Annotated in this window: 6 protein-coding genes and 1 tRNA gene; all 7 read left to right on the top strand. The window is 39.6% G+C overall.

What is annotated here, in order from left to right:
- Positions 1–346, top strand: a 346-nt coding sequence (locus tag Q0F90_RS07345) for an IMP dehydrogenase (RefSeq protein WP_296004387.1), incomplete at its 5' end; no start/stop codon positions are given.
- 15 nt (positions 347–361) lie between these two features.
- Complete coding sequence (locus Q0F90_RS07340; protein ID WP_296004386.1) at positions 362–1,084, top strand: WecB/TagA/CpsF family glycosyltransferase; 723 nt, start codon at positions 362–364, stop codon at positions 1,082–1,084.
- A gap of 13 nt (positions 1,085–1,097) precedes the next feature.
- A complete protein-coding gene (locus tag Q0F90_RS07335) occupies positions 1,098–1,739 on the top strand; it encodes a phosphatidylserine decarboxylase family protein (RefSeq protein WP_296004385.1) in 642 nt (213 codons plus the stop codon).
- Positions 1,732–2,403: a CDP-diacylglycerol--serine O-phosphatidyltransferase gene (gene pssA / locus Q0F90_RS07330; RefSeq protein WP_296004384.1), complete on the top strand. Its 672-nt coding sequence runs from the start codon at positions 1,732–1,734 to the stop codon at positions 2,401–2,403. The genes Q0F90_RS07335 and pssA overlap by 8 nt, the downstream gene beginning before the upstream one ends.
- A gap of 19 nt (positions 2,404–2,422) precedes the next feature.
- The gene (locus Q0F90_RS07325) at positions 2,423–3,685 is read left to right on the top strand and encodes a glycosyltransferase family 2 protein (protein ID WP_296004383.1); all 1,263 of its coding nucleotides are present in this window, start codon (positions 2,423–2,425) and stop codon (positions 3,683–3,685) included.
- A 17-nt stretch (positions 3,686–3,702) separates the two neighbouring features.
- Positions 3,703–4,464 carry a 5'/3'-nucleotidase SurE gene (surE, locus tag Q0F90_RS07320; protein WP_296004382.1) on the top strand — a complete coding sequence of 254 codons (762 nt, stop codon included), beginning with the start codon at positions 3,703–3,705 and terminating at the stop codon, positions 4,462–4,464.
- 54 nt (positions 4,465–4,518) lie between these two features.
- Positions 4,519–4,602 (top strand) — tRNA-Leu (locus tag Q0F90_RS07315).
- Positions 4,603–4,702 lie beyond the last annotated feature (100 nt).

The following is a 4,702-nucleotide window of genomic DNA, read 5'->3' as shown; positions in this document are numbered from 1 at the left end:
CCCAGGAGAACAAGTGATTTACCAAGGTCGTTCCTATAAAGTATACCGTGGCATGGGTAGCTTAGGGGCTATGAAGCTTGGTAGTAAAGATCGATATTTCCAAACTGAAGCTAAGAAATTAGTTCCTGAAGGTATTGAAGGTCGCGTACCGTATAAAGGTATGTTGGCCGATACAATTTTCCAAATGGTTGGTGGTTTGCGTGCAAGTATGGGGTATTGCGGATGTCATAACATCCAAGAAATGATTGAAAATACTCAATTCATTCAAATTACAGCGGCTGGTTTGAAGGAAAGTCATCCGCATGATGTAAGCATTACCGTTGAAGCACCAAATTATAGTGGTTGATAATGGAGTATTACATTGAATAAACGTATTTCTGTTTTATCTGTGCCTATCGATTGTGTAACAATGGATGAGGCAGTCCAACGTATTTTACAATTAACTGAACAGCCGGGGCTACATTTAGTAGCCACGGCTAATGCAGAAATGGTTATGTTGGCTAATGAAAACCCTACACTGCATAACATATTGAATAATGCTAGTCTTGTCGTGCCTGACGGGGCTGGCATTTTATGGGCTGCAGAACGTCAAGGCGAACATGTACCTGAACGGGTAACAGGTGTAGACGTAACTAAGGAATTGTTCAAAGTTGCGGCTACCCATCAAATTCCTGTATACTGCTTAGGGGCGGCACCTGGTGTTGCTCAACGTGCAGTTGATAATTTGGCGGCTCAAGTGGGTGAGTTAAATATAGCAGGAATTCATGATGGATTCTTCGATAGCGCAGAGGAACAAGAAATCATTAATATTATTGGTGAATCTAAGGCGAAGTTAGTATTTGTTGCCTTAGGTGTACCAAAACAAGAGCAATGGATTGCAGAAAAATTGAGTCACCTTGATGGCGTCGTAGCCATCGGTATTGGTGGTTCCTTTGATGTCTTGGCAGGTAATATTCCTCGGGCTCCAGAATGGATGCAACGGAATCGACTTGAATGGTTGTATCGATTATATTTAGAACCTCAACGGATTGGCCGTATGTTGGCTATTCCAAAGTTTATGTGGACCGTTATTAGAAGTAAATAGGGAGTGTTGAATCGTGCCTACAGGACCAATTATTAAGGAAGGATTTCCACTGATAGGGGCTATGCTCGTTATTACAGTGGTATTAGGATTTTTAGGACATTATGTAATTGCGATTATTTCATTTATTTTGGCATTATTTTTCGTCAATTTCTTTAGAAATCCTAAACGTGTAATCCCTCAAGATCCAGAATTGATTTTGTCCCCTGCAGACGGGAAAATCATGGATATTTCTGATGTATATGAAGATATTTACTTACATAAAGAATGTAAAAAGGTGACTATCTTCTTATCTGTTTTTGACGTACACGCTAATCGTGCGCCTATTGATGGTAAAATTACATACCGTCACTACACGATGGGCAGCTTCTTGCCTGCTTTCAAAGATGATGTAGGTTTTGAAAATGAACGTCATACTATTTGTATTGAAAATGATCGTACCTCCGTTTTGGTAACACAAATTGCAGGCCTTTTAGCAAGACGTATCGTATCTTGGACAGACCTAGATAGCGAGCTTGAACGCGGTCAATTGTACGGGATGATTAAGTTTGGTTCCTGTACTGAGCTCTATATGGATAAGGATGTAGAGTTATTCGTGGAAAAAGGTCAACATATTACAGGTGGGGACACTGTTATCGGGAGGTTACGTCATGAATAAATCTATAATTCCAAATTTATTTACTAGTGCTAATTTAGCCTTTGGTGTGTTAGGTATCACCTTATCTGCTACAGGAAATACTTTCTGTGCTGCTATTTGCGTATTATTATCTCTCGTAGCGGACGGTTTAGATGGTCGTGTAGCAAGAGCGTTAGGTGTGGCTGGTCCTATGGGGCGTGAACTAGATTCTTTATCTGATGTAGTGGGCTTTGGTGTAGCACCGGCTTACATGCTCTATATGAAAGAACTCTACGGTTTAGGCTGGATAGCCTATGTACCACTAATAGCTTTTGCAGTACTTGGTGCATTCCGCCTTGCTCGTTTTAACATTAAAACAGATGAAGTTCATGGTTACTTTGAGGGTTTACCAATTCCAGCAGCAGGCTGTTTGGCGGCAACGTACGTGTTGTGTGGCGTACCGGTGCCTCAATTTGTATTGGTAGTTTGCATGATTGGTGTAGGTATCCTCATGGTTAGTGAAGTAAAATACCCTGACTTTAAAGGTAAGAGCGAAATTTATATTAATAAGCTTTCTTATGTGCTTACAGCCATCTTTGTGATTGCATGTCTCGTGTATGATTGGCATACTTGGGCTGTTATGATTTTTGCAGGCTATGTAATGTTTGGGCTCATCAATGGGGCTTTAAATATAGTGCGTAAATAGGTGTGTGGAGGAAAATAGTATGAATTACCTACTGGATCTACTACTGATCCCTATGCAGGTAATAATCGTAATCTATACGGTTTATTATTTTATACTCGCCGTTGTTGGTATGTGGCGGTCGCGAGTACATAAAAACTATACCCCTAAAAATTCCTTTGCCATCGTTGTATGTGCTCATAATGAGGAAGCTGTAGTTGGTGAGTTGGTAAAGAACTTACGTGGCTTAGATTATCCAGATGAGCTGTACGATATCTTTGTAGTAGCAGATAACTGTACAGATAAGACAGCAGAAGTGGCTAGTGCTGCTGGTGCTAATGTGCATGTGCGCGAAAACAAACAAGAGGTTGGTAAAGGTTATGCCATGGGGTGGATGTTTGATCGAGTAGAGAAAATGGAAAGGAAATACGATGCCTTTCTTATCTTTGATGCCGATAATTTAGTACATCCACAATTTATGTTAGAAATGAATGATCACCTTGAAAAAGGTGAGTCTGTCATTCAAGGTTACTTGAACTCTAAAAACCCAACGGATTCTTGGGTAGCAGGTACGTTCTCCATCGCGTTCTGGATGGTAAATCATATGTGGCATTTAGCAAAATATCGCATTGGTTTGTCTACTGCTTTGGGTGGTACAGGTATGTGTATCCGTACATCCATCATTCGCGAGTACGGTTGGGATTGTAATAGCTTGACTGAGGATATGGAATTCTCTATGAAGTTATTAACTCATGGTATCCGTACATGTTGGGGCCATGATGCCATCGTATACGATGAAAAGGTAACGACAATGAAGGCCTCTTGTAAACAGCGTTTACGTTGGGCTCAAGGCCAATTTGACTGCGCCGGTCGATATATTCCTAAATTGTTTGCTACAGGCATCAAAACAGGAAACATTATGATTTTGGATGGTATTTTCCAAGTGAGCCAACCCTATTTCTTATTGTTGACTACTGTATACTTGGTGTTGTCTTACATCAATGCGTATACTCCAATTTATACAAACATTTTGTATCAAATCCTGCCAATGTCTGTGTGGACTATTATCGGTGTTGGTCAATATTTATTCCCATTGATCGTGTTGTTGAAAATTAAGGTACCACCAAAGATTTGGTTCTACTATTTACTATATCCATTATTTGTATATTCTTGGATTCCAGTAAATATTTTAGGTTGGTTCCGTCGTCATAACAAAGTATGGTCTCATACAGTTCATACGAGAGCCGTAGGCTTAGATGATGTAAAATTAACGCGTATGGGAAATATGAATAAGAATAAAAAATAGAATCTGTAGGAGTGACTATGCATATTTTAATGTGTAATGATGATGGTATTTTAGCAGATGGTTTACGCCATCTTGCATCGTACTTAAGTCAATATTATCGAATTACCGTTGTAGCACCTGCGAATGAGCAAAGTGCTAAATCCCATGCATTGACGACTGAGGTTCCATTAAAACTAGATGCGTACAATGGCGAGGATGAAAATCCTCGCCTTTATGCTCTAACGGGAACACCGTCTGATTGTATGAAGTTTGGTCTTAGTTATTTATTGACCGATGATATGCCTGATCTTGTAATTTCTGGTATTAATCATGGTTTTAACTTAGGCTCAGATGTATTGTATTCTGGTACTGTATCAGCAGCTATGGAAAGTTGTTTTTACGGCATTCCAGGATTAGCTTTGTCTGTGGAGCGCTATTCTGCTGAACGGGGAGAAGAAATGCATCCCTTTATTCATGAATTGATTGAGAAAATTTATGTTAAAGGCCAATTTAGTGGTTTGCTTAATGTAAACTTTCCATTGCGTGGTACTTGCGATTGGGATCATTTTAAAATGGTGAGCCAAGGCTTGCAGACTTATAGTAATATTATAGATGCTCGTATTAACTCAAGAGGGCAAGATTACTATTGGCTAGCCGGTGAATTAGATTATGGTGCTGAAAGTGTGCCTACCGATGTAGAATATGCTCGTAAAGGATATATTACAGGGGTAGCACTTACGTGGAAACAACAATGTGATTCCGATATGGAAGCTGTTAAAAATATTTTAGAGAAAATATAAAAAATAGGTTGACATTGTTTAGGGATGTCTGTATAATAACAAATGTTCCGAGACGCCGGAGTGGCGGAATGGCAGACGCACTTGACTCAAAATCAAGCGGGTAACACCGTGTGGGTTCAAGTCCCACCTCCGGCACCAACTTTAGGCGGTAAGACTTTTGTCTTACCGCCTATTTTTTATATTTATTGAATTTATATACTTAATATACATTTTCTTTTTTGAGGTGACATTATGGATC

It is taken from the genome of uncultured Veillonella sp. (assembly GCF_934190855.1).
Classification (GTDB): domain Bacteria; phylum Bacillota; class Negativicutes; order Veillonellales; family Veillonellaceae; genus Veillonella.
This window is presented reverse-complemented; position numbering and strand designations above follow the sequence as displayed.